Annotated in this window: 19 protein-coding genes and 2 tRNA genes; 12 read left to right on the top strand and 9 right to left on the bottom strand. The window is 70.7% G+C overall.

Features of this window, described 5'->3' with window-relative positions:
* Nucleotides 1-295 precede the first annotated feature (295 nt).
* The gene (pepN, locus tag OG521_26285) at nucleotides 296-2,893 is read right to left on the bottom strand and encodes an aminopeptidase N (GenBank protein ID WUW24088.1); all 2,598 of its coding nucleotides are present in this window, start codon (nucleotides 2,891-2,893) and stop codon (nucleotides 296-298) included.
* Nucleotides 2,894-3,027: 134 nt separating this feature from the next.
* Here pepN and OG521_26290 point away from each other — a divergent pair, with 134 nt between their 5' ends.
* The 3 genes from OG521_26290 (at nucleotide 3,028) to OG521_26300 (ending at nucleotide 6,636) form a co-directional block, all read left to right on the top strand.
* On the top strand, nucleotides 3,028-3,678 hold the full coding sequence (locus OG521_26290) for a DsbA family protein (protein WUW24089.1): 651 nt from the start codon (nucleotides 3,028-3,030) through the stop codon (nucleotides 3,676-3,678).
* 140 nt (nucleotides 3,679-3,818) lie between these two features.
* A complete protein-coding gene (locus OG521_26295) occupies nucleotides 3,819-5,183 on the top strand; it encodes an MFS transporter (GenBank protein ID WUW24090.1) in 1,365 nt (454 codons plus the stop codon).
* Nucleotides 5,173-6,636 carry an aminotransferase class V-fold PLP-dependent enzyme gene (locus OG521_26300; protein WUW24091.1) on the top strand — a complete coding sequence of 488 codons (1,464 nt, stop codon included), beginning with the start codon at nucleotides 5,173-5,175 and terminating at the stop codon, nucleotides 6,634-6,636. Before OG521_26295 ends, OG521_26300 begins: the two co-directional genes overlap by 11 nt.
* Before the next feature lie 132 nt (nucleotides 6,637-6,768).
* On the opposite strand, the gene OG521_26305 is transcribed toward OG521_26300, so the two are convergent.
* Together OG521_26305 and OG521_26310 are read right to left on the bottom strand one after the other, a co-directional pair.
* Entirely contained in the window at nucleotides 6,769-7,410 is a 642-nt protein-coding gene (locus OG521_26305; GenBank protein ID WUW24092.1) for a superoxide dismutase, read from the bottom strand.
* Nucleotides 7,411-7,602: 192 nt separating this feature from the next.
* Complete coding sequence (locus tag OG521_26310; protein ID WUW24093.1) at nucleotides 7,603-9,024, bottom strand: amino acid permease; 1,422 nt, start codon at nucleotides 9,022-9,024, stop codon at nucleotides 7,603-7,605.
* Nucleotides 9,025-9,415: 391 nt separating this feature from the next.
* Between OG521_26310 and OG521_26315 the strand changes: the two genes are divergently transcribed.
* Nucleotides 9,416-10,012 (top strand): biotin transporter BioY, encoded by a 597-nt coding sequence (locus OG521_26315; GenBank protein ID WUW24094.1) that lies wholly within the window; start codon nucleotides 9,416-9,418, stop codon nucleotides 10,010-10,012.
* Here OG521_26315 and OG521_26320 read toward each other — a convergent pair.
* Together OG521_26320 and OG521_26325 are read right to left on the bottom strand one after the other, a co-directional pair.
* Complete coding sequence (locus OG521_26320; protein WUW24095.1) at nucleotides 9,993-11,291, bottom strand: FAD-binding protein; 1,299 nt, start codon at nucleotides 11,289-11,291, stop codon at nucleotides 9,993-9,995. The two genes, OG521_26315 and OG521_26320, sit on opposite strands and share 20 nt — an antisense overlap.
* A gap of 89 nt (nucleotides 11,292-11,380) precedes the next feature.
* Nucleotides 11,381-12,841, bottom strand: a complete 1,461-nt coding sequence (locus OG521_26325; GenBank protein WUW24096.1) for an amino acid permease — start codon at nucleotides 12,839-12,841, stop codon at nucleotides 11,381-11,383.
* Nucleotides 12,842-13,072: 231 nt separating this feature from the next.
* On the opposite strand from OG521_26325, the gene OG521_26330 reads away from it, so the two are divergent.
* On the top strand, nucleotides 13,073-13,561 hold the full coding sequence (locus OG521_26330; GenBank protein ID WUW24097.1) for a ribose-5-phosphate isomerase: 489 nt from the start codon (nucleotides 13,073-13,075) through the stop codon (nucleotides 13,559-13,561).
* Nucleotides 13,562-13,634: 73 nt separating this feature from the next.
* On the top strand, nucleotides 13,635-14,444 hold the full coding sequence (locus tag OG521_26335; GenBank protein ID WUW24098.1) for an Fpg/Nei family DNA glycosylase: 810 nt from the start codon (nucleotides 13,635-13,637) through the stop codon (nucleotides 14,442-14,444).
* Nucleotides 14,445-14,611: 167 nt separating this feature from the next.
* Here OG521_26335 and OG521_26340 read toward each other — a convergent pair whose 3' ends face one another.
* Complete coding sequence (locus OG521_26340) at nucleotides 14,612-15,844, bottom strand: GNAT family N-acetyltransferase (GenBank protein WUW24099.1); 1,233 nt, start codon at nucleotides 15,842-15,844, stop codon at nucleotides 14,612-14,614.
* A 105-nt stretch (nucleotides 15,845-15,949) separates the two neighbouring features.
* On the opposite strand from OG521_26340, the gene OG521_26345 reads away from it, so the two are divergent.
* On the top strand, nucleotides 15,950-17,095 hold the full coding sequence (locus OG521_26345; protein WUW24100.1) for a serine/threonine-protein phosphatase: 1,146 nt from the start codon (nucleotides 15,950-15,952) through the stop codon (nucleotides 17,093-17,095).
* A 50-nt stretch (nucleotides 17,096-17,145) separates the two neighbouring features.
* Here the strand turns inward: OG521_26345 and OG521_26350 are convergent, their stop codons facing one another.
* Nucleotides 17,146-18,309, bottom strand: a complete 1,164-nt coding sequence (locus OG521_26350; GenBank protein WUW24101.1) for a cation:proton antiporter — start codon at nucleotides 18,307-18,309, stop codon at nucleotides 17,146-17,148.
* Between the two features lie 152 nt (nucleotides 18,310-18,461).
* Here OG521_26350 and OG521_26355 point away from each other — a divergent pair, with 152 nt between their 5' ends.
* Nucleotides 18,462-18,947 (top strand): HD domain-containing protein, encoded by a 486-nt coding sequence (locus OG521_26355; GenBank protein WUW24102.1) that lies wholly within the window; start codon nucleotides 18,462-18,464, stop codon nucleotides 18,945-18,947.
* Nucleotides 18,948-19,016: 69 nt separating this feature from the next.
* Here the strand turns inward: OG521_26355 and OG521_26360 are convergent, their stop codons facing one another.
* Nucleotides 19,017-20,168 carry an acyltransferase family protein gene (locus OG521_26360; GenBank protein ID WUW24103.1) on the bottom strand — a complete coding sequence of 384 codons (1,152 nt, stop codon included), beginning with the start codon at nucleotides 20,166-20,168 and terminating at the stop codon, nucleotides 19,017-19,019.
* A gap of 491 nt (nucleotides 20,169-20,659) precedes the next feature.
* Between OG521_26360 and OG521_26365 the strand changes: the two genes are divergently transcribed.
* Nucleotides 20,660-20,854 carry a hypothetical protein gene (locus OG521_26365; protein WUW24104.1) on the top strand — a complete coding sequence of 65 codons (195 nt, stop codon included), beginning with the start codon at nucleotides 20,660-20,662 and terminating at the stop codon, nucleotides 20,852-20,854.
* A 109-nt stretch (nucleotides 20,855-20,963) separates the two neighbouring features.
* Here OG521_26365 and OG521_26370 read toward each other — a convergent pair.
* Nucleotides 20,964-21,037: transfer RNA gene (locus OG521_26370), tRNA-Gly, on the bottom strand.
* Between the two features lie 165 nt (nucleotides 21,038-21,202).
* On the opposite strand from OG521_26370, the gene OG521_26375 reads away from it, so the two are divergent.
* The 3 genes from OG521_26375 (at nucleotide 21,203) to OG521_26385 (ending at nucleotide 23,697) form a co-directional block, all read left to right on the top strand.
* A tRNA-Pro gene (locus tag OG521_26375) sits at nucleotides 21,203-21,279 on the top strand.
* A gap of 151 nt (nucleotides 21,280-21,430) precedes the next feature.
* On the top strand, nucleotides 21,431-22,825 hold the full coding sequence (tig, locus tag OG521_26380) for a trigger factor (protein WUW24105.1): 1,395 nt from the start codon (nucleotides 21,431-21,433) through the stop codon (nucleotides 22,823-22,825).
* A 266-nt stretch (nucleotides 22,826-23,091) separates the two neighbouring features.
* A complete protein-coding gene (locus tag OG521_26385; GenBank protein WUW26803.1) occupies nucleotides 23,092-23,697 on the top strand; it encodes an ATP-dependent Clp protease proteolytic subunit in 606 nt (201 codons plus the stop codon).
* Nucleotides 23,698-23,773 lie beyond the last annotated feature (76 nt).

The following is a 23,773-nucleotide window of genomic DNA, read 5'->3' on the forward strand; positions in this document are numbered from 1 at the left end:
ATCCCGCTTGCCACCGGGGCCTGAACCCCTGTTACAGGCCCGTCGACATTCCCGGACAACGCCGTCCTAAAGTACGGGCGTTCGACAGCCGAAAAGACCTGACCCGCCAGGGATTATGAGCCGGGCGCCGGGGGCGCACCAGCTGTCCCGCGCGCCGCACGCGCACGCCTCCCGGGGGCTCCGGTCCGGCCCGTAGCCCGGCGGCATCCAGCCCGTCCGGCATGTGAGGACGGAACCCTCGCCGAGGTGCGCGGCACCCCGACGAGGACGTCACACCGGACGGGCCGGAACACGGTCAGACGGCTGCGCCGTCACACGCCTGCGCACGCAGCGCCCGCGCCAGATCGTCCCGCGCCTCCAGCACCAGCCGCCGCAGCGCCGGGGCCGCGTCCGCGTGCGCGTCGAGCCACGCGTCCGTCGCCGCCAGCGTGGCGGGATCGTCCTGAAGGGCCGGGAACAGTCCCCTCACCACGGCCATCCCGATCTGGATCGACCGCTCGGACCACACCCGCTCGATCGCCGCGAAGTACGTGCTCGCGTACGGCGCGAGCAACGCGCGCTGCGAGGACTGCGAGAAGCCCAGGATGGTGGCCTCCACCAGCGCGTTGGACAGTGCGTCCGACTCGACGACACCCGCCCACGCCTGCGCCTTGACCGCGGCCGACGGGCGCGAGGCCAGGCACCGCACCTGGTGGCGCTTGCCGGACGCCGTGTCGTCGCGGGCCAGTTCGGCACCGACCGCCGCCTCGTCGGCCGCGCCGTGCGAGACCAGCGGCGACAGGAACGCCCAGCGCAGCTCCTGGTCGACGTCGAGACCGTCGATCCGGGCGGTGCCGTCGAGCAGCCCGGACAGCAGCTGGAAGTCGGTGTCCGATGCGGCGACCGCCGCGAAGAAGCGGGCCCAGGCCAGCTGGTGCTCGCTGCCCGGCACCGCGAGCCGCAGCTCGCGCAGCGCGCCCTCGGCCAGCGCCCGGCCGCCCTCCTCGCGCCACTCCGGGGCGGCGTAGTGGACCAGCGAGGTCCGGGTCCAGGCGTGCAGCATCTGCAGGACGCCGATGTCCGTCTCCCTGCCGGAGAAGGCCAGTACCAGCGCGACGAAGTCGCGGGCCGGCATCAGCCCGTCCCGGGTGAGGTTCCACAGCGCGGACCAGCACAGCGCCCGCGCCAGCGGATCCGTGAGGTCGCCGAGGTGGGCGCGGAGCGTGGCCAGCGACACCTCGTCGAAGCGGACCTTGCAGTACGTCAGGTCGTCGTCGTTGACGAGGATCAGCTCGGGACGCTCGGCCCCGGCCAGCTCCGTGATCACGGTGCGCGGCCCCGCCACGTCCGCCTCGGCCCGGGCGTAGCGCACCAGGTCACCGTCGGGCGTGCGCCGGTACAGGCCGACCGCGACCCGGTGGGGTCGCAGCTCCGGATGCGATTCGGCCGCCTCCTGGAGGACGGCCAGCTCGGTGATGCGGTCCGCGGCGTCGTAGACCGCCACCGGGGTCAGCGAGTTGACGCCCGCGGTCTGCAGCCAGGAGCGCGACCACGAGGTCATGTCCCGCCCGGACGTCTCGGCCAGCACCGACAGCAGGTCGCCCAGCTGGGTGTTGCCGTAGGCGTGCTTCTTGAAGTAGCGCCGCGCGCCCTCCAGGAACGCGTCCCGCCCCACGTACGCCACCAGCTGCTTCAGCACCGACGCGCCCTTGGCGTACGTGATGCCGTCGAAGTTGAGTTTGGCGTCCTCCAGGTCACGGATGTCGGCCGTGATCGGGTGGGTGGACGGCAGCTGGTCGGCGCGGTAGGCCCAGGACTTGCGGTTGTTGGCGAAGGTGATCCAGCCGTCCTCGAAGCGGGTCGACTCCACCATCGCGAAGACGCCCATGAAGTCGGCGAACGACTCCTTGAGCCACAGGTCGTCCCACCACTGCATGGTCACGAGGTCGCCGAACCACATGTGCGCCATCTCGTGCAGGATGACGTTGGCCCGGCTCTCGTACGACGCCCGCGTCACCTTCCCGCGGAAGATGTACTCCTCGCGGAACGTGACACAGCCCGGGTTCTCCATCGCGCCGAGGTTGTACTCGGGCACGAACGCCTGGTCGTACTTCCCGAACGGGTACGGGTAGTCGAAGTTGTCGTGGAAGAAGTCCAGGCCCTGCTTGGTGATCAGGAAGATGTCGTCGGCGTCGAAGTGCTTGGCGAGCCCCTTGCGGCACAGCGCGCCGAGCGGGATGTCCAGCGTCGTGCCGTCGGCGAACGTACGGCTGTACGAGTCGGTCACGTAGTGGTACGGACCGGCGACGACCGCCGTGATGTACGTCGAGATCGGCTCGGTCTCGGCGAACCGCCACTCCCCGCCCTCGCGGGACTCCTCGGCGCCGTTGCTCCAGACCGTCCACTCCGCGGGCGCGGTCACCCGGAAGCGGTAGGGGGCCTTGAGGTCGGGCTGCTCGAAGTTGGCGAAGACGCGACGCGCGTCCGCCGGCTCGTACTGCGTGTAGAGGTAGACCTCGCCGTCCTCCGGGTCGACGAAGCGGTGCAGGCCCTCGCCGGTCCGGCTGTACGCGCACTGCGCGTCGACCACCAGGACGTGTTCGCCCTCCGGCAGGTCCGCCAGGGTCACCCGCACGCCGTCGAAGACGGCCGCCGGGTCCAGCACGGTGCCGTCCAGGGTCACCGCGTTCACCGACGGGGCGATCAGGTCGGCGAAGGTCGTCGCACCGGCACGGGCCGAGCGGAACCGGATCGTCGTCACGGAGCGGAAGGTCCGCGGACCGGAACTCTGCCCGTCGTCCCCGTCGGGCCCACCGATCGCGGAACGGACGTCCAGTGCGACGTCGTATCCGTCGACGGTCAGCAGCTCGGCCCGCTCACGGGCCTCGTCGCGGGACAGGTTCTCACCGGGCACGAGCACACTCCTTTGTGTCACGTTCGAATAGTTTGATCCTCCCATGCCCCTTCCCGGCCCGGCACGCGGGAATGGCGGGAGCGCCCGGCGGTGTTCTCGGCCACAGGATGCGATCGGTCCTCATGAGGAGAGACATGTCTGACAACAGCACGGTGACCGCCAAGACCCCCGCCGATTTCTGGTTCGACCCGCTCTGCCCCTGGGCCTGGATGACCTCCCGCTGGATGCTGGAGGTGGAGAAGGTCCGCGACGTCGAGGTCCGCTGGCACGTGATGAGCCTGGCCGTGCTCAACGAGAACCGCCTGGACGAGCTGCCCGACGAATACCGCGACCTGCTGGAGAACAAGGCCTGGGGCCCGGTCCGCGTGGTGACCGCCGCCCAGCAGAAGCACGGCGACGACATCGTCGGACCGCTCTACACGGCGCTCGGCACCCGTTTCCACAACCAGGGCGAGGGCCCCACCCGCGAGGCCATCGAGGCCGCGCTGAAGGACGTCGGCCTGCCGGCCGAGCTCGCGGAGTACGCCGACTCCGACGCGTACGACACCGAGCTGCGCGCCTCCCACCAGGAGGGCATCGACAAGGTCGGCCAGGACGTCGGCACCCCGGTCATCGCGGTGCCCGGCGCGGACGGCGAGCAGATCGCCTTCTTCGGCCCGGTCGTCACCCCCGCCCCGAAGGGCGAGGACGCGGCGAAGCTGTGGGACGGCACGCTGCTGGTCGCGTCCATCCCGGGCTTCTACGAGATCAAGCGGACCCGCACCCAGGGCCCGGTCTTCGACTGATCGCGTGAGCGGGGGCGCGGGGCCGGCCGGTGACGGCGGGCCCCGCACCCCGCCCGCGGTGACCCGGCCCCGCCGGAGTTCACACGCACGTCACGCCGGACCCTTGCCGCGGGCTCGAACTCTCGTTCATGATCTGCGGCATGTCAGCCGACGCCCGCACGGACCGGAACGCGGAACCGGCCGCGGGTCTGCCGCGCCGGGTCCGGATCGGGTACGGGCTCGGCTCGCTGTGCACCGGCACCTTCGCCACCGTGCCCGGGCTGATCCTGCTCTACTACCTGACCGACGTGCTGGCCGTGCCCGCCGCCGTCGCGGGCGCCGCGGTCTTCCTGCCCAAGGCCTGGGACGTCCTGATCAATCCGCTGGTCGGAGCCGTCTCCGACCGCAGCCGGCTGCGCGGCGGACCGCGCCGTCCCTTCCTGCTGACAGGCGCGTGCACCCTGCCGCCGCTCTTCGCCCTGCTCTTCGCCGCGCCGCCGCTGCGGGGCGCGGCCGCCGCCGGATACGTGGCGGCCCTGTTCCTGCTGGCCGCCACCGCCTACGCGGTCTTCCAGGTGCCGTACGTGACGATGCCCGCCGAGATGACCGAGGACCCGCAGGAGCGCCGCCGGATCCTCGGCTGGCGGGTCGCCTTCCTCGGCGTCGCCATCCTGCTGTCCGGGGCGCTCGCCCCGGCCATCGCCCATGCCGACGGCGACACCCCGGCGAGCTACCGGCTGATGGGCCTCGCGGTCGCCGTGCTGCTCGCCGCCGGCATGTTCGGTGCCTGGGCCGCCACCCGAGGAGCCCCCGCCGTCGCCCGCAGCGAGTCCGAACCCTCGCTGCGCGCCCAGCTCGCCGCGGCCCGCTCCAGCAGGCCGTTCCGTCACCTCGTGACCATGTGGACGCTCCAGGCCCTGGCGATCGGCGTGATGCTCGCGGGCGTCCAGTACTTCGCCACGTACACCCTGGGCTCGGCGAGCGCCGTCACCCCGCTCTTCGCCTGCCTGATCGGCCCGCTGGTGCTGTTCATGCCGCTGTGGAACCGGCTGGCCCGGCTCCGCTCCACCACGTACGCCCAGTGGTGCGCCTCGTTCCTCTACCTCGTCGGCACGCTCGCGCTCGCCTTCACCCGGCAGGCCGGCCCGGCCCTCGGCTACGCGGCGGTCGCGGTGATCGGGATCGCCTACGCCGGACTCCAGTTGCTGCCGCTCACGCTGCTGGCCGACACCCTCGCCGACGACCGGGCCAGGACCGGGAAGCAGCGGGCCGCGACGTTCACCGGGCTTTGGACCGCCGCCGAGACCCTCGCCTTCGCGCTGGGCGCCGGGGCGTTCGCCCTGGTGCTGGCCGTGACCGGCTTCCGGTCCTCGGACGCCGACCACCGGGTCGCGCAGCCGGAGGCGGCGCTGACCGGGATCACCCTCGGCATGAGCGTGCTGCCCGCCGTGCTGGCCGCGGCGAGCCTCTGGCTGCTGCATCTGTACCGAGCCCCTGATCAGGAAGAGCCCGCCCATGCCGACTGACCCCGCCCCCGCCGTCCCCGCGGCGGACGTCCTCGCCGAACTCACCGCCCTGCGCGGCGCCGACGCCCCCACCCGCGGCGGCCGGACCTTCGCGTACGTCTACGACGCCGGGCTGGAGGGCCTGGACGAGCTGGCCGCCGCCGCGTACCGCGCGTACGCCACCGTCAACGGCCTGGACCCGACGGTCTTCCCGAGCGTGGCCCGGCTGGAGAACGACGTGGTGGGCGCGGCGGCGGCGCTGCTGGGCGCGCCAGGCGCGCAGGGCACGTTCACCAGCGGCGGCACCGAGTCGATCCTGCTCGCGGTGAAGACCGCCCGCGACCACGCGAAGGCCGAACGCGGCGTCACCGAACCTCAGTTGGTGCTGCCCTCCACCGCCCACGCGGCCTTCCACAAGGCGGCCGCCTATCTGGGCCTGGAACCGGTCGTGGTGCCCGTCGACCCCGTGACCTACCGGGCGAACGCCGCCGCCGTCGCCGCCGCGATCACCGAACGCACCGCCCTCGTCGTCGCCTCGGCCCCCTCGTACGCGCACGGGGTGACCGACCCGGTCCCCGAGATCGCCGCGGCCGCCGCGGAGCGGGGCGTCCTGTGCCATGTGGACGCCTGCATCGGCGGCTGGATCCTGCCCCATCTGCGGCGCGCGGGAAGGGAGATACCGCCGTTCGACCTCTCCGTCCCCGGCGTCACCTCGCTCTCCGTGGACCTGCACAAGTACGGCTACGCCGACAAGGGCGCCTCCGTGGTGCTCTACCGGGACGCGGAACTCCGCCGCCACCAGTACTTCGCGCACGCGGGCTGGCCCGGCTACCCGGTCGTCAACCCCACCGTCCAGGGCACCAAGTCCGCCGGCCTGCTGGCCCAGGCGTGGGCGGTGCTGCGGTACGTGGGCGAGGACGGCTACACCGCACTGGCGGGGCGGGTCGCCGAGGCCTCCGACCGGCTGCTCGCGGGGCTGCGTGCGATGCCGGACGTGCGGGTGCTCGGTGACCCGTCGGCCGGGCTCGTCGCCTTCACCGTCGTGGACGGCCCGGACGGCGCCCCGGGGCTGAGCCTGCTGCTGCACCTGGCCGACGAGATGCGGGAGCGCGGCTGGTACCTCCAGCCGCAGCTCTCCTTCGACGGCCTGCCGCCCAACCTCCATCTCACCCTGACCCCGGCCACGGTCGGGCAGGTCGACGCCCTGCTCACCGACCTGGACGCGGCATTGGGCTCCGCCCGCGCCCTGCCCCCGGTCGCGGTGGACCCCGCGCTGGCCGGACTGGCCGCCGGGCTCGACCCGTCGAAGCTCGGCCCGGACGAGATCGAGGCCGTCCTGGCCTTCGCGGGACTCACCGGCGACGGCGGCCTGCCCACCCGGATGGCTCCGGTCCTGGTCCTGCTGGACGCCCTGCCGGGTCCGCTGAAGGAGCGGCTGCTCGCGGAGTTCGTGGGGTCGGTGTTCCGGATCTGAGGGCGCGGGTGAGCCCCCGCACACAGAAGGCCCCCCGCGAGTCATGTCCTCGCGGGGGGCCTTCCTTCATCCGCCTGCCCGGTGAAAGGTGAGAAGACGATCACGAGGCAGGACGTTTCCGGGCGCTGTGCGTCAGGGCGCGAGGAGCAGGACGTCCGCGCGCTCCTTGGCGGCCGCGTACCGCTTCGCCACGTCCTGCCAGTTGACGACGCGCCACATCGCTTCGATGAAGTCGACCTTCTGGTTCTTGTACTGCAGGTAGAAGGCGTGCTCCCAGGCGTCGAAGACCAGGACCGGGACCGAGCCCTGGCCCACGTTGCCCTGGTGGTCGTAGACCTGCTCGACGATCAGCCTGCCGCTGACCGGCTCGTACGCGAGGACGCCCCAGCCGGAGCCCTGCGTGGTCGCCGCGGCCTTCGTCAGCTGGGACTTGAAGCCCGTGAAGGAGCCGAAGGAGTCGGTGATCGCGTCCGCGAGGTCGCCGACGCCGTCCGCCGCGAGGGGCTCACCGCCGCCGTCACCGGTCATGTTGTGCCAGTAGATCGAGTGCAGGATGTGGCCGGAGAGGTGGAACGCGAGGTTCTTCTGGAGACCGTTGATCGCTCCCCACGCCTCCTTGTCCCGTGCCTCCTCCAGCTGCTCCAGGGTGTCGTTGGCGCCCTTCACGTACGCGGCGTGGTGCTTGTCGTGGTGGAGCTCGATGATCTGCGGATTGATGACCGGTTCGAGCGCCGCGTAGTCGTACGGGAGTTCCGGGAGCGTGTACGTGGCCATGGTTCGAACCCTCCAGCTGCTGTCCTGTTGTTATTGCAACCTATATGCAAGAGCAGGCTAACAGCAGGAAGGGGCGGGAGTGGATCAGCCCTTCGGCTTAGGACCATGGCCCCGCGGACCCGTGCGGGCGCACACGGAAACGCCGGGCGGGCCGGATCGCTCCGGCCCGCCCGGCGTTCTCGCCTGCGGGGGTTACGCGTGCGGCGCCGCCGCGGAACGCCGCTGCCGTACGACACCGATCACGATCAGGACCGCCGTCAGCGCGCCCGTCGCCAGCAGCTGGTCGCGGGTGTCGGGCTGGCGGAGCATCAGGAGGAAGATGCCGGCCATCGCGAGGAGCGCCACCACCGTCAGGCCCGGGAAGAGCCACATCCGTACCACCAGCTTCTCGGGCGCCTCGCGCTCCAGCCGGGCGCGCAGGACCAGCTGCGAGACCGCGATGAAGATCCAGACGACCAGGATCACCGCGCCGATCATGTTGAGCAGCCAGGGGAAGACGTCGTCCGGCCGCCAGTAGCTCAGCAGCACGCACAGGAAGCCGAACACGGACGAGACCAGGACCGCCGTGCGCGGGACGCCGGAGGTGACCCGGCCGAGCCGCTTCGGGCCCTGGCCGCGGGCGACCAGCGAACAGGCCATGCGGGAGGCGCCGTAGATGTTGGCGTTCATCGCCGACAGCAGGGCGACCAGGATGACCACGTTCATGATCTCCGCCGCGCCGCTGATGCCGAGGTGGTCCAGGGCCGCGTAGAACGGGCCCACCTCCACCACCTTCGGGTCGTCCCACGGGACCAGCGTGACGATGACCGCCATCGAGCCGACGTAGAACAGCGCGATCCGCCACATCGCCGTCCGCACGGCCTTCGCGACGCCCTGCACCGGGTTCTCGGACTCCGCCGCGGCGATGGTGACGGTCTCCAGACCGCCGTACGCGAAGACGGACGCGAGCAGCCCGATGACCAGACCCTCGGAGCCGTTCGGCATGAAGCCGCCGTCCCCGCTGAGGTTGCTGGTGCCGGGGGCGTCCGTGCCCGGGAGCACGCCGAGGATCGCCAGCACCCCCAGCACCAGGAACAGCGTGATCGCGGCGACCTTCAGTGCGGCGAACCAGAACTCGAACTCGCCGAACTTCGTCACCGAGGCCAGGTTCGTTCCCAGGAACACCACCATGAACAGCGCCACCCAGGCCCACTCCGGGGTCCCGGGCAGCCAGCCGCTGACGATCTGCGCGGCGCCGATGCCTTCGAGGCCGACCGCGACACAGAGCAGCACCCAGAACGCCCAGCCCGCCGTGAACCCGGCCCACGGCCCGATCGCCCGCTCGGCGTGGACGGAGAACGAACCGGAGGCCGGGTTGGCCGCGGACATCTCGCCGAGCATGCGCATCACGAGCATGACCAGCAGTCCGGAGACCGCGTAGGCGATGACGATCGACGGACCGGCGGCGGCGATGCCCGCGCCGGATCCGACGAACAGCCCGGCACCGATGACGCCGCCGAGGGCGATCATCGACAGGTGCCGCTGCTTGAGACCGTGGGTGAGGGCCGAGTCGCGCCCGGCGTCGGATGCGACGGCCGGGGAGCCGGTGGGGGGAGGCGCGGAGGTCCGGGGCATGGACGAACTCTGTTCGGTCGGTGAGACGGGGGGACGTGTACACAGTCTGAACACGCACCCCGTTCACCGGGAACAGCTGTCCGCTATACGGGCACCAGGCTCACACACGCCGCACACCCGGCCCTGACGAGCCGCTCGCCGCCACCAACCGGCGCTTTAGAGGGAATTCACAGTCGGCCCTGCGGAGACCTGCCCGGCCGCCGGAGGTGGAATGCGCCCTCACCTCAGTGACGAGCGTCACGCCCCGACGCAATTGCGTGCCGTCCTTTGTGTGAACCCCACCAATCCCTCAACCGCCGCTTTGTCGGCCGCTGATGGTGATCCGGCGACACTCCGTCGGCTAACGTCAGCCTCAGTCTGTCCCCACCTGCCCTCACCCCGCGGAGTCCCGATGAGCACTGCTGCCGCCGCCCCCGTCCGTACCGGAGCGGTCCTCGCCGATCTGCTGCCCGCCGTCCGGCACCGCTACGCCGTGGACACCGCCCTGGTGCTCGGCGGCGCCGCGCTGACCGGCATAGCGGCCCAGATCGCCGTGCCGATCCCCGGCTCCCCGGTCCCGGTCACCGGCCAGACCTTCGCCGCGCTCCTGGTCGGCACCGCGCTCGGCGCCCGCCGCGGCTTCCTCTCCCTCGCCGTGTACGCGCTCGTCGGCATGGCCGGCATGCCGTGGTTCTCGGCCGGCAGCTCCGGCGCGGGCGGCGCCTCCTTCGGCTACGTGCTCGGCATGCTGCTCGCCGCCACCGTGGTCGGCGGCCTCGCCCGCCGCGGCGGCGACCGCTCGGTGCTGCGCACCGCGGGCACGATGGTGCTCGGCTCGGCGATCATCTACGCGGTCGGCGTGCCCTACCTGGCGCTGTCCACCGGCATGTCGGCGAGCGCCGCGATCGCGGCCGGCCTGACGCCGTTCCTGCTCGGCGACGCGCTGAAGGCCGCGCTCGCCATGGGCGCGCTGCCCGCGTCCTGGAAGCTCATCGGCCGCCGCGGCTGATGCCGTAGCTCCCACCGAAGAGGCTCGCCGGGTCGTATCGCGACACCAGACCGGCGAGCCTCTCGTGCGTCCGCAGGCCGTGGAGGTCCTCGGTGCGGTCCCCGCCGCCGAAGGAGAAGTTCAGCGAACGGCCAATGACCAGCGGCCCCAGGACCGCGGCCACCTGCTCGTACAGCGCCCGGACCGACGCCACGTCCGTCCCGTCCAGCGGTGACAGCAGCCGCAGCAGAAAGCCGGCGTCCCGGTGGGGCACCGCACTGTCCGGCTCCGGAGCGGCGGCCAGCGCGCCGCCCAGGTGGTTCAACTGCACCACGGTCATCGTGGGCGCCTTCCGGCCGGTCAGCTCCAGCACCCGCGCCGCACGTTCCGCATCGATGCCGCGCAGCATCAGCCCGTCCCCGTAGTAGGCGTGCGGGAACGGCGGATCGCTGTGGATGGTGTGGCTCTCCGTGTACGGCATCTCCCGCAGCGAGTCGGCCAGTACGGGGCCGGCCTGCCGCAGCGGTGCGACGAGGCGTTCGCCCTCGGCGGCGGAGCCGGTGTACGCGACCCGCACCGAGACCACGTACCGGCCGCGCAGTTCCGCAGGGACCTGCGGGAGGTCCGGGTAGACGAGTGCGCCGACCGACGAGGTCAGCGCCGCGGGCACGGACCGGGCCCACTCCAGATAGCGCCGGAGCACCTGAGCGCCGGCCTCCCCGTCCCCGCCGAAGGCGATCGAGCCGCCGTACAGCCGGGCCACCGGGACCAGCCCGGTCTCCATCGCGGTCACCACGCCCAGCCGGTGCCCGCCGCCGCGCAGCCCCCAGAACAGCTCGGGCTCGTCCTCCGCGGTGACCCGGCGCAGCACCCCGTCCCCGGTCACCACGTCGAACGAGCGGACCAGGTCGGCGGCGTAGCCGAACTCCCGGGCCAGCAGGCCGAGACCTCCGCCGAGCGTGTACGAGACGGCGCCGACACCGGGGGAGGAGCCGTTCAGCGGGGCGAGCCCGTGCGGGGCGGCCGCCTCGATCACCCGGCCCCAGTTCACGCCCGCGCCGATCCGGGCGGTGCGGCGCACCGGATCGACCAGGACGGAGTCCATCCGCCGGGTGTCGATCAGGACGCCGCCCTCGACGGCCCCGGCCAGGCCGTGCCCGGTGGCGTGGACGCCCACCCGGAGCCCGTCCCGGGCGGCCCGGGCCACGGCGGTTCGTACGTCCTCGGCCCCGGCGGCCTCGACGACGAGGTCCGGGCGGATCGCGAATCCGGTCTGGTATCCGGTGGGGACGGCAGTCATGGCGGAGGCTCTCCTTCGCTCGCTCGGTGCGCTGACGAAGGAGAGCCTCCCCGGGATACCTGACAGATCCCGTCAGGTATGGACCGGTGTCACCCGGCGGTCTTCCCGGCCGGTTCGCCGTTGCGGCGCCGGCGCGCCTCACGTACCAGCGAGATGGCCACCACCAGCACCGCGACCAGCAGCGACAGCAGCACCTGCTCGCGTCCGGCGTCGTCCGTGAGCATGTAGACCAGCACGAACGAGATCATCGCGATGGTCGCCCAGGTCAGGTACGGGAAGAGCCACATCCGTACGACCAGCTTCTCCGGCGACTCGCGCAGGATGATGCCGCGCATCCGCAGCTGGGTGAAGCAGATGACCAGCCAGACGAAGAGGGCGACCGCACCGGACGAGTTCAGCAGGAACGCGAAGACGGTGTCGGGCCACTGGTAGTTGAAGAAGACGGCGACGAAGCCGAAGACGACGGAGGAGAGGATCGCCGCCTGCGGCACCCCCCGCTTGTTGGTGCGGGCGAACGCCTTGGGGGCGTCGCCGCGGCCGCCGAGCGAGAAGGCCATCCGGGAGGCCGTGTAGAGGCCCGAGTTGAGGCAGGACAGCACGGCCGTCAGCACGATGACGTCCATCACCTGGCCGGCGTGCGGGATGCCGATGACGTCGAGCGCGGCGACATAACTGCCCTTGTCGAGGATCGACGGGTCGTTCCACGGCAGCAGCGTCAGCACGACGAAGATCGAGCCGAGGTAGAAGACGGCGATCCGCCAGATCACGCTGTTGGTGGCCTTCTGGACGGCGCGCTGCGGGTTCTCCGACTCACCGGCCGCCAGCGTCACGATCTCGCTGCCCATGAAGGAGAAGACGACCATCAGCACGCCGGTGAGGATCGCGCCCGGACCCTTCGGGAAGAAACCGCCGGTGTCGGTGAGGTGGGCCACCCCTGACCCGGCGTGGTCCGAGCCGGGCAGCACGCCGAACACGGCGAGCAGGCCGACGATCACGAACGCGCCGATCGCGACCACCTTGATCCCGGCGAACCAGAACTCGAACTCACCGTACGAACCGACCGAGACCAGGTTCGTCGCGGTCAGCACCAGCATCACGATCAGCGCCCAGCCCCACTGGGGCACGCCCGGCACCCAGCTCTCCAGGATCTTGGCGCCCGCCGTGGCCTCGACGGCGAGCACCACGACCCAGAAGAACCAGTACAGCCAGCCGATGGAGAAACCGGCCCAGCGGCCCAGCGCCTGGTCGGCGTAGGTGGAGAAGGAGCCCGAAGCGGGGCGGGCGGCCGCCATCTCGCCGAGCATCCGCATCACGAAGACGACCATCAGGCCGACCAGTGCGTACGACAGCAGGATGGCCGGTCCGGCGGCGGCGATGCCGGCTCCGGAGCCCACGAACAGGCCCGCGCCGATGACACCGCCGATCGCGATCATCGAGAGGTGACGGTTCTTGAGACCGGCCTGGAGCCCGTCCCCGGGCCCCGTCCGGTCCGAACGGTCCGGCCCGTCGGGCTCGTGGCCCGGCCCTGCCAGAGTCGTCTGCGACGTCATGGATCGAATCCTTACGTTTTCGGATCACTCGGTTGCGTCCTGGCCGCTCCCACGGTGGTGGGGCGGCAAGCGATGCATTGAAGCCCGGCGAACCCCGAAAGCGGAACCCATTCCTCCGATTCGTTGACCGGATCGTTGCCTGTGTGGCATCCCGCACACAGGGCCCGCACACGGGGGCCACACCGCACCCCGTCGTCGGCTACCCGGCGTCACTCGTGCCACACTCCTCCCATGCGCGTGTACCTCGGATCCGACCATGCCGGTTACGAACTCAAGAACCACCTCGTCGAGTGGCTCAAGGCCCAGGGCCACGAAGTCACCGACTGCGGTCCCCACATCTATGACGCCCAGGACGACTACCCGCCGTTCTGCCTGCGTGCCGCCGAGAAGACGGCCGCTGACCCGGACAGCCTCGGCATCGTGATCGGTGGATCCGGCAACGGCGAGCAGATGGCCGCGAACAAGGTCAAGGGCGTCCGCGCCGCACTCGCCTGGAGCGAGCAGACCGCCGCACTGGGCCGCGAGCACAACGACGCCAACGTGATCTCCATCGGCGGCCGCATGCACACGGCCGAGGAGTCCACCAAGTTCGTCGAGATCTTCCTGGCGACCCCGTACTCGGGCGAGGAGCGGCACACCCGCCGCATCGAGATGCTCACGGCGTACGAGAACACCGGCGAGCTCCCCCCGGTCCCGGCCCACCACCCGCAGCAGGGCTGACCGACCCCATGTCCTGAACCGTGCCGCCGGTGTCCCCGGCGGCACAGCCATGTCACCGAGGAGAGCCCCAGTCGTGCCCGAGGGACACACCATCCACCGCCTCGCGGACGACCACCGGGACCGGTTCGCCGGACGGCCGGTGCGGGTGAGCAGCCCGCAGGGCAAGTTCGCCGACAGCGCGGACCTGCTCGACGGCCGGGTGCTGGAGGGGACGGACGCCCACGGCAAGCACCTCTTCCTGGGCTTCGAGGGCACCGGCTGGGTGCACATCCACCTCGGCCTGTTCGGCAAGCTCGGATTCGGTACGGTCCCGGCCCCGCCGCCCACCGACACGGTCCGGCTGCGCCTGCTGAACGACGAACACCACGCCGATCTGCGCGGCCCCACCACCTGCGCCCTGATCACGGACGCCGAGAAGCGCGCGATACACGACCGGCTGGGCCCCGACCCGCTGCGCGACGGCGACGACGGCGAGCGGGCCCGGCAGCGGATCTCCCGCAGCCGGATCACCGTGGCGGCGCTGCTGATGGACCAGAAGGTCGTCGCGGGCGTGGGCAACGTGTACCGCGCGGAGGTGCTGTTCCGGCACGGCATCGACCCGTACCGGGCGGGCAGGGACCTCACCCGCCGCGAGTGGGACGCGATCTGGGCGGACCTGCGCGCGCTGATGCGCGAGGGCGTACGGAACAACCGCATCGACACGGTCCGCCCCGAGCACCTGCCCGAGGCGATGGGCCGCCCGCCGCGCGTGGACGACCACGGCGGCGAGGTGTACGTCTACCGGCGCGCCCGCCAGGCCTGCCACATCTGCGGCACGGAGATCCGCACGGCGGACCTGGCGGCCAGGAACCTGTTCTGGTGCCCGACCTGCCAGTCCCGCTGATCACGGCGATTCCGGCGAGATCAGGCCCGCCCGGCGATTGAGGACAGAGCGCCCGGAGGGCGCTGCGCGGCAGCCTGCGGCGCCCGGCCGTTACGCTCTCGCCCCGCGAGATCAGGCCCGTCCGGCGATTGAGGACAAGGCCCGTCGCCGGACAGCCCCGCACCCCGCTAGAACCCCCGCGGCAGCCACGGCGCCACGTCGGACAGGAACGCCGACGACGCCTCCGCCACCGCCCCGGCCCGCAGCTCCCGTACCCGCCCGGCCAGCGCCAGCGCGCTCAGTGCCTCGCCGCCCAGATACGCGGAGGCCAACTCCCGTACCGACAGGGCCAGATCCGCAGCCTCCTCGGTGCGCTTGCACGACGCGCCGCCCTTCGCGTCGGCGGTCAGCCGCCAACGCCCCGCGTTCCAGGGGCAGAACGCGTCCTCGACATCGAGCACCACGTCCAGCGGCCCCCGGTAGGTCCGCGCCTCCAGCGCGGCGCCCACGTCGACCAGCCGCACGTGGAGCGAGTCCCGCTGCCGGATGTCGCACCGCCGCACGTCCGACACCAGGTGCAGCACCGCGTCGTCCACCGGCCGGTTCCGCGCCTCGACCGTCGACGTCAGGTCAATCCCGAACAGGAACCGCCACAGCGCCGCGTACCCCGCCGGGTCCAGCGCGGCGAGATCGCTCACCACGACCCGGCCCTTGGGGCCGGCCTTGTCCCATTCGGGCTTGATGTGATAGTTCGTGTAACCCACGAGCTCGCCGTCGCGCTCCGCCAGCAGGCACTGGAGCGCCGAGCCGCCCTGGCGCGTACTCACCGGATCGACCAGCGGCTTGCGCTCCCAGCCGGGACCGTGGGCCGGGGTGCCGGGACGTTCCGCCACCAGCCGCGCGTACACGCTCTCGCACGCCGCGACCGCCTCGTCCTTCTTCGCGTACCGCAGCCGGATCCCTTCCGTGCCCTCCGGCACGCTCAGCCGCACCCGGTCCGTGTCGATCGACAGGGACATCTGGCGGGTCGCCGCCCCGTACCCGAAGCGCCCGTAGATCGCGGGTTCCGACGCCGTCAGCACGGCGATCGGCTCACCCAGCGCCCGTACGTCGTCGAGCTGGCGGCGCATCATCGAGGTCAGCAGACCGCGCCTGCGGTGCGTGGCCGCGACGCTCACCATCGTGACGCCCGCCGCCGGTACCAGCGCCCCGCCCGGCACGGCCACCCGGAAGCTGAACGCCCCCGCCGTCGCGACGACATCGTCGCCGTCCCAGATCCCGATCGACCGCTCGCACTCGGTCAGTTCCTGATCCAGTTCGCGCTGCTCGGGAGCCTCCGGGTCCCCGCCGAACGCGAGCTCCAGGCTCTCGAACCACTCGTTCCACTCGGCCGGCTTCAACACACGGAGCTCTGTAGTCATATGCCATGCCTACCAGGGGTACGGCGGACGGGCGAACCGATTTCGAACGCATTGTCACCGGGGTCCCCCTGCACCGGAGCCCGTCGGGTGGATAAGGTCCCCGCAATGGCCCGACGCGCAGGAGCAGAGAGATACCCGGCCCGATTGCGGAAATCGGCGCACCGGGTCCGCTCCACGCTGCGCAGGTCCGGGGTCGACTACTTCCGCGGGGACGGTTCGGACTGGATCGCCCTGGCCGGACTGCTGCTGACCATCCCCGCGATCACCTGCGGCACCCTGCTGAACCCGGTGTGGTGCTCGCCGACCGTGCTCGTCCTGCCGATCGTCGCGGGCGGCCTGCTGCTGCGCCCCGCCAGCCTCCTCGGCCTGTACGCGACCGCCGCCGCCGCCCTGATCGTGGAGTCCATCTGGCTCGGCCCGTACGAGGGCGGCCCGGCGCGGGTCACCCCCGGGACCGTGCTGACGGTCGCGGCCTGCGGGTTCCTCGGCCTGATCCTCGCCCAGTTCCGCGCCCGGGTCGGCGTCCCGTGGCGGCGCGGCGGCACCATGCTCTTCGACCTGCGCGAACGCATCCGGGTGCAGAGCGCCCTGCCCCGCCTCCCGCAGGGCTGGCACCGCGAGATGTCGCTGCGCCCGGCGGGCGGGCAGTCCTTCTCCGGGGACTTCGTCGTCGCCGCCCGCACCAACGGCGGCCGCACCCTCGAAGCCGTACTCACCGACGTCTCGGGCAAGGGCATGGACGCGGGCTCCCGGGCCCTGCTGCTGTCCGGCGCCTTCGGCGGACTCCTCGGATCGCTGCCCCCGCACGGCTTCCTGCCGGCGGCCAACGGCTATCTGCTGCGCCAGGACTGGGACGAGGGCTTCGCCACCTCGATCCATCTGGTGCTGGACCTGGAGTCGGGCGACTACGAGCTCCTTTCGGCGGGCCATCCGCCGGCCCTCCAGCTCCACGCCGGCAGCGGCCAGTGGGAGGAGATGGCGGCGGAGGGCCCGCTGCTCGGGGTCTACGACGGGGCGGAGTTCGAGGCGGTGAAGGGCCACCTGGCCCCCGGCGACGTCCTGATGCTGTTCACCGACGGGCTGGTGGAGGCGTCCGACCGGGACATCGCGGAGGGCATCGACCGGCTGACCGGCGAGGCCGACCGCTATGTCACCACGGGCTTCGAGGGCGCGGCCTGGCACCTGATCGAGGCCTGCGCCAAGGACGTCAACGACGACCGGGCGCTGCTGCTGCTGTCACGCAGGTCCTGAACCGTACGCAACCGGACGGAAGCGGACGGGCGTCAACGGCGTTCGGCCCGTCACCGGATCGGGAGCGGAACGGCCCCGCGCCCGCCGGGCAGCAGCCGGGCCAGCCAGTGCGAGCGCCCGGCCGCCAGCGGTGCCAGGACCGCGAGCACGAGCACGTATCCCGCGATGAACGGTGAGAGCCGCTCGTCCAGCCCGGCGCCGGCCGCCATCGTGGCGAGGATCAGGGCGAACTCGCCGCGCGCCACCAGGGTGGTGGAGATGTTCGCGGTGGCCTGCGGGCCGAACGCGTACACCTTGGCGGCGGCGAGGCCCGCGAGGACGTTCATGGCGAGGGTCACCGCGACGGCGGCCAGCACCGGCCACAGCACGGTCGGCAGGTCGCCGGGGTTGATGGAGAGGCCGAAGGCGAAGAAGAAGATCGCGCCGAAGGCGTCGCGCAGCGGATGGACCAGCTTGAGGATGCGGGTCCCCGAGGTCGTACTGCCGAGCATCAGGCCCACCATGAAGGCGCCGATGGCGTCCGCGACCCCGAACCACTCGGAGATGCCGGCCACCAGGACGGCGGCGCCGAGGAAGGAGATGACGAGGAGTTCGTCGTCCCGGGTGTTGATGAGTTTGCCGATGACCCTGGTGCCGAACCGCGCCGCCAGCGCGAGGACCAGCAGGAATCCGAAGGCCTTGCCGCCGTCGACCGCTGCGGACGCGAGGCTGTCGGCGCCGGAGAGGATCGGCTGGAGGGCCGCGAGGTACAGGGCGAGGAACACGTCCTCGACGACGATGATGCCGAGGATCGGCTTGGTCTCCGGATTGCCGATGCGGCCGAGGTCCACCAGCACCTTGGTGACGATGGCGGACGACGAGATGCCGAGCACGCCGGCGAGGACCAGCGCCTCCGAGGTACCCCACCCCAGGGCGAAGCCGAAGCCGAGCCCGGCGCCGACGTTGAGGGCGAGATAGGTGCCGCCGGCGAGCGCCATCTTGCGGCCGCCGGCCTTCAGGTCGTCGAGGTGGAACTCCAGGCCGAGATAGAAGAGGAGCAGCACCAGACCGAGTGCGGAGAGCATCTCCAGGTCGTGCGGGTCAGCGACGAGAACGATGCCGGGGGTGTGCGGGCCGAGCAGGATGCCGGCCAGGATGAACAGCGGGATGGTCGGCAGTCCGATGCGGCTGCCGACGCGGGCGAGGACGGCGGCGGCGAGGAAGGCGCCGCCCATGGCGATGAGCGTGTCTGCGTGTCCGATGAGCCTGGTCCTTCGGTAGGTCAAGAGAGCGTCAAGGAATCGTCAGTAATTAGTTTACCGAACGATTGACGTTGCAACTATGCCCACTTCTGTGCGCGTGCGGGAGGCGGGCATAGGGTCGGCCCATGACGGCTCCGGACGCACCGCTGACCCTGACCGACATCGAGGCCCTGGCCCGTGCGGCCCACGCCGGCCAGTGGGACAAGGCGGGCCGGCCGTACGCCGAACACCTCGCGGCCGTCGCCGAGGGGGTACGGGCCAGGGGCGGCAGCGACGAACAGATCGCCGCGGCCTGGCTGCACGACGCGGTCGAGGACGACGCGCTGTCGGAGCGGTGGCTCGCCGGGGCGGCGCTGCCGCAGCAGGTCAAGGACATGGTCCTCGCGGTGACCAAACGGGACGGTGAGGAGCTGGCGGCCTACGCCCGGCGCATCCTGGCCACCCCCGGCGCGCTGCTGGTCAAGGAGGCCGATCTCGCGCACAACGCGGACCCGGCCCGCCTCGCGGTGCTGGAGCCGGCGACCCGTACCCGGCTGACCGAGAAGTATGCGCAGGTGCGGGCACTGCTCGGGCTCACCGCCCCGCAACCGCCCGCCCAACAGCGGGATTGAGCCAACACAGTGGAGCCCGGCCCCTCAGGGGCCGGGCTCCACTGTGTCAGGTGTCGTGCTGTTCCCCGCTCAGAGCTTGGCGGCGTCCCGGCGGAACGCCCAGTTCATGTCCGGCTCGGTCACGCAGCGCAGGACCCGCCGCACCGGCGGCGTGCACATCAGCGTCACGCCGACCGAGGCCACGACGGTGACCAGGACCAGCCCGGTCGGCGAGATGAGCCACTCGTTGTGGTCGAAGACACCGGCGTACTCGGCGCCCTTCACCATGAACCCGTGCAGCAGATAGCCGCAGATGGTCCCGGCGCCCAGGACCGTGAACCACATGTGGCGCCGCGGCACCAGCGACAGGAAGGCGGCGGTGAGCAGCGTGGCGCAACCGAACAGCGCGAGCGTCATCACCACGCCGGTCCACCAAGGATTGCCCATGTCCTGGGCGGAGGAGTCGCGCAGGAACCAGCCCAGCTGCATCCGGTGAGCCGCCCAGTAGGCGAAGAGCACCGCGACGGCGAACAGTGGCACGGCCAGCATGCGCACCTCACGGCGGCGTACCAACTGGAAGTGCTCGGGCTTGAGTTGGAGGCCGAGCACGAAGAACGGCAGGAACTGGAGCGTGCGGGGAAGGTCGAGGTCGTTGCCGATGCTGGGGGCCAGCGAGGCGAGGCAGGCGATGACGAGCGAGACGGCCAGCGGGTGGCGCAGGCTGCGCCAGATCGGAGTGGTGAGCCGCCAGATGAACAGGGCGGCAAGGAACCAGGTGAGGTACCAGGGCTCGGTCAGGCTGATCATGCTGTCCGGCGCGTTGCCCGCGTACCGGTAGAACAGCGCGTACGCCGTCTCGAAGACGATGTACGGCACGGCGACACCGGTGACCAGGCGCTTCACTTTCGCGGGGCTCATGTCGAACGAGCGTGAGAAATAGCCCGAGATGATGATGAAGGCGGGCATGTGGAAGGTGTACGTCACCATGTACAGCGCGCGGGCGGCCCGGCTCCCGTCCATGACGGGCACCCACGAGTGGGCCACCGCGACGAGCACGATGGCCAGGTACTTGGCGTTGTCGAAATAGGCGTCACGCTTCTTCGCCGGAGTGGTCTGCGCGGGCCTGTCCGTGACCTGCGCAGGACTGTCGGCCGTTGCCACCGGCGCTTGGCGTCTGGGCTCCGACTCCCGGGTCGCCGGTGGGATCGGAGCCCTCTCGAATGCGTTCGGAGCGTGGAACATCTGAAACACCTTAGACGTCTCGATTGCAATGCGTAAATCCGCCCTCGAATATCGCGTGTTCCCGTCCTATCAAATGCCAAACCATCAAAATCTGTCCGCTATGCCCGTGTTAATCCTCCTTAAATGGTGCATATCGGCAGGCAGTTGGAGGAAGTGAAATACGTCTCGCCGGGCACCGAAAAAGCCTGTGAATAAACTGTGTGGAAACAGAAACGATCACCGTTGCAATCATTCCGCCCTATGGCTCGGCGGCGGCGGGACATTCCGGTTGCCGGGCGTGCGGCCGCAGGGATCCGGGCGCCCGGAGCGGCCCCGCCGGCCGGCCGGCGCACGGGGGGCGCAGGGGGCGCAGGATGGCGCGATACCGACAGGTCGATTCATCACCTGGCAGCGACCACAGGGGAGTTGGTGGCACGATGGACGGAACGGAGGAGTGCGAGGCCGCACGCCTCCGGGCCGGCAAGGCGGACCGACCGAGGGTGTGAGCAGTCGTGGCCATTTCACTGTCTGTGGTGCTTCTTTTGGCGATCATCCTCGTGGTCATGATCCGAGGTGGCTCCATCAAGGCCGGACCCGCGATCGTCGCGGTGCTCTTCGGCTTCTTCCTGGCATCGACGGGCATGGCTCCGTCGATCAACAGGTTCATGAACTCGATAGCGGAGACCATCAACCAGATCAACTTCTGAGGCCGCGGCGCGTCCCCCCGGGGGCGCGCCGGCCCGCGCTCGCGGAAAACGCGAAGGGCCCGGTCCGGCGGTAGTCCCCGAAGGGATCCGCCGGGCCGGGCCCGAAGCATGGAGCGGGCGACGGGAATCGAACCCGCGTAGCTAGTTTGGAAGACTAGGGCTCTACCATTGAGCTACGCCCGCATGCAGCGCACCGCAGGTCACGGGGACCGCGGCACGAGAAGCATCGTAGCGGGTCGCGGGCGCTGCCCGCACACCCGTATCGCGGCGCGCGGCGCCGAGTCCGGCGGGCCCTCGCGAAACGTCCGGTGCACTGCCTCTCTGCATGTACCCTACGTGTCGCACCGACGGGGTGTGGCGCAGCTTGGTAGCGCGTCCGCTTTGGGAGCGGAAGGTCGTCGGTTCGAATCCGGCCACCCCGACCACCGGCAAGATCGCATTGTGGGAGTTCTCCCCCTTGCCGTTACTATGCAAAATGCGTGCCCGTGTGTCTGATGTACCGGGCTCGGTCCGCGAAGCCGCCTCCTGTGCGGTGGAGCAGAACCCCAAGAAGTCAGCCACCAAGGAGACCGAACCGTGAAGAGCGCCGTGGAGACCCTGAACCCGACCCGGGTTCGGCTCAGCATTGAGGTGCCCTTCGAGGAGCTCAAGGACAGCCTCGACGCGGCGTACAAGAAGATCAACCAGCAGGTCACGGTGAAGGGGTTCCGCAAGGGCAAGATCCCCAACCGGGTCATCGACCAGCGGTTCGGCCGTGGTGCGGTGCTGGAGGAGGCCGTCAACGACGCGCTCCCGAAGTTCTACACCGAGGCCGTCAACGAGGGTGAGCTCAACGTCCTCGGCCAGCCGGAGGTCGACATCACGGAGCTGAAGGACGGCGAACTGCTGGCCTTCACCGCCGAGGTTGACGTACGCCCCGAGATCGAGATCCCGGACTACTCCGGCATCGAGGTCACCGTCGACGCCCTCGAGGTCAGCGACGAGGACGTCGAGAAGGCCGTGGAGCAGCTCCGCGAGCGCTTCGCCTCGACCAACCCGGTCGAGCGCGCCGCCGCCGAAGGCGACGTCGTCACGATCGACCTGCAGGCCAAGGTCGACGGCGAGGTCCTGGAGGACGGCGTGGCCGAGGGTGTCTCGTACACCATCGGTTCCGGTGAGCTCCTCGAAGGCATCGACGACGCCGTCACCGGCCTGGAGGCGGGTGGCGAGGCCACCTTCACCTCCGAGCTGAAGGGCGGCTCCGCCGAGGGCAAGGAGTCCGAGGTCACCGTCAAGGTCACCGCCGTCGCCGCCCGCGAGCTCCCCGAGCTGGACGACGACTTCGCCCAGATGGCGAGCGAGTTCGACACGCTGGAGGAGCTCAAGGCGGACAGCCGCAAGCGCCTCGAGAGCACCAAGCAGTACGAGCAGGCCACCCAGGCCCAGGAGCGCGTCCTCGAGGAGCTGCTGAAGCTCGCCGAGGTCCCGATCCCGGAGAAGCTGCTGGCGGACGAGGTCCAGACCCGCAAGCACAACCTGGAGCACCACCAGCTCGGCCAGATGGGTCTCGACCTCGAGAAGTACCTGGAGATCCAGGGCAAGACCCTCGAGGAGTTCGAGGCCGAGACGTCCGAGCAGGCCGTCAAGGGCATCAAGACCCAGTTCATCCTTGACGAGCTCGTCAACAAGGAGAAGCTGAACGTCAACCAGGAGGAGCTCACCGAGCACCTCATGCGGCGCGCGCAGTCCTCCGGCATGAGCCCCGACCAGTTCGCCCAGGCCGTCGTCGAAGGCGGCCAGGTGCCGATGCTCGTCGGCGAGGTCGCCCGCGGCAAGGCGCTGGCCGTGGTCGTCGAGGCCGCCAAGGTCGTCGACACCAACGGTGAGGTCGTCGAGCTGGAAGACGACGAAGACACGGCGGACGTGGCGGAGGAGGCCGTCGAGGCCGCCGAGGGCACCACCGACGCCGCCGAGGCGAAGACCGAGGCCTGAGCCTCGCGCTGAACCCCCGTACGACGGGCTCCGGACGCACCGCGTCCGGAGCCCGTCGTCGTATCGGCGGACGCCCCCCACAACCCTTGTGCGGACTGCGGACCTTGCGCTCCCAGCGAACAGTTGCGGAAGCGGGATGGCGTTGTCCCACCTGCGCGTTAGGGTCCATGAATAGGAAGGGTCGGGGAGTCCCGGCCCACCCGGTACGAAGACGCTGAGACGGCCGGAGCCGTCAGAGACGAGCAGGTGGATACGTGACGAATCTGATGCCCTACGCCGCCGGAGAGCCGTCCCTCGGTGGAGGCCTCGGTGACCAGGTCTACAGCCGACTGCTCGGCGAGCGCATCATCTTCCTCGGTCAGCAGGTCGACGATGACATCGCCAACAAGATCACCGCACAGCTGCTTCTCCTTGCCGCCGAGCCGGACAAGGACATCTACCTCTACATCAACAGCCCCGGTGGTTCGGTGACGGCCGGCATGGCGGTCTACGACACCATGCAGTACATCCCGAACGACGTCGTCACCATCGGTATGGGCATGGCGGCCTCGATGGGCCAGTTCCTGCTCACCGGCGGCGCCGCCGGCAAGCGCTTCGCGCTCCCGAACACCGACATCCTCATGCACCAGGGTTCGGCCGGCATCGGCGGTACGGCCTCGGACATCAAGATCCAGGCCCAGTACCTGCTGCGCACCAAGCAGCGGATGGCGGAGATCACCGCCCGCCACTCCGGCCAGACCGTGGAGACGATCATCCGCGACGGCGACCGCGACCGCTGGTACACCGCGGAGGAGGCCAAGGAGTACGGCCTCATCGACGAGATCATCACGATCGCGTCGGGCGTTCCGGGCGGCGGCGGCACCGGCGCCTGATCCGGTTCCCACCGGATTCGCGCCGTACCGCACCGCTTCTCTCTCGTACGCCGAGACACCCAGCCACAGAACGCCA

It is taken from the genome of Streptomyces sp. NBC_01463 (assembly GCA_036227345.1).
Taxonomy (GTDB): domain Bacteria; phylum Actinomycetota; class Actinomycetes; order Streptomycetales; family Streptomycetaceae; genus Streptomyces.